We start from the raw sequence: 1,173 nt of genomic DNA, 5'->3' as shown, positions 1-1,173 counted from the left end.
CTAGAGTATCCGTGTTGGTCAAGGCAGGGATGGAACCCATTTTCTGCCTTTGCTGAGCAGTGCATTGGCGAGGACGATGAGTTTTCGCATGATTGCTGTGATGGCAACCTTTGGTGCTTTTCCTGCAGCTTTTAGCTGATCGTATTTTGCCTTTAGATCGGGATTGAAGCGCATGGCGACGAGTGCCGGCATGTATAGCGCGTGGCGGACATTGGCGCGGCCACCACGGATGAACGCGCGACCGGTCCATGTCCCAGACTGCCTTGCGACGGGTGCGAGACCCGCCAGAGAGGCTGCCTGCCCTTGCTCGAGAGTGCCGAGTTCGGGCATGTCGATCAGGAGCGCGAAGGCGGTAACTGTCGACACGCCCGGAATCGAGACAAGGATATCGAAACGACCTGCGAGGTCTGGATCATGCTTGATGATCAGCATGATCTCCCTTTCGATCGCGATCATCTGACGCTCGATCTGCCTAAGTTGCTCAGCGTTGTGACGCTTGAGAATAGCCAAGGTCAGGTTCTTTGCCCTGTTCCTGGCGGCAGTGCGGTTCTTGATCAACGCTTCTCGGGCCATATGCAAATCCTTGAGATCGTTGAGGAGCGGGCCTCGTACCGACCGTACTTCGAGTTCCAGGATTGCTCCCATGCGTGCGAGCATGGCGGCATCTGCCCGATCCGTCTTGGCCAGCTTGCCTGTGGCTTCCGCAAAACGCCGTGCTTGCCGCGGATTGACCTTGACCAGTGCCGCGCCCGCCCTGTCGACCTGGCGTTCGAACGCCCGGTGATAGGGACCTGTCGGTTCGTAGACGACACGAATGTCATGGGGGGCCCCGGCTTGACCGAGCCAGTCGATGAAGGCGCTGTGACCGGCAGTGTCATTGGCAAAGCGGCGGGCTGCGCCATCGCTCATCCGGTGCGCGTCGAGGTGGTCTTTCGAGATATCGACACCAATGGTATCTTTCATCATCTTTCGCTTGTCCTCTGCTTGTCATCCGGAGCCGAACTCCGGGTATCCGTTCAGGACCAAAGAGAAAGACGAGGGCGATCACACTCTAGCTCGACCCGTCAAACGGTCAGCGATTCAACGATCCGACCCTCGCCGCTGAGAGAGGGAGGCAACCCTCTCGCAGCGGTTCATATTCGCCCGTCCGGCGCAGAAAGTCATAAGACAAGC

At 58.3% G+C, this 1,173-nt stretch carries 1 protein-coding gene; it reads right to left on the bottom strand.

Annotated elements, in window-relative coordinates; genetic code table 11:
• Positions 1–18 precede the first annotated feature (18 nt).
• Positions 19–963, bottom strand: a complete 945-nt coding sequence (locus QTL95_RS16540; protein WP_442981301.1) for an IS110 family transposase — start codon at positions 961–963, stop codon at positions 19–21.
• Positions 964–1,173 lie beyond the last annotated feature (210 nt).

Origin of the sequence: Rhizobium sp. S152 (assembly GCF_030380735.1) — a bacterium.
GTDB lineage: Bacteria > Pseudomonadota > Alphaproteobacteria > Rhizobiales > Rhizobiaceae > Rhizobium.
Note: the sequence above shows the minus strand (reverse complement) of the source record. Positions and strands in the feature narration are given on the sequence as shown.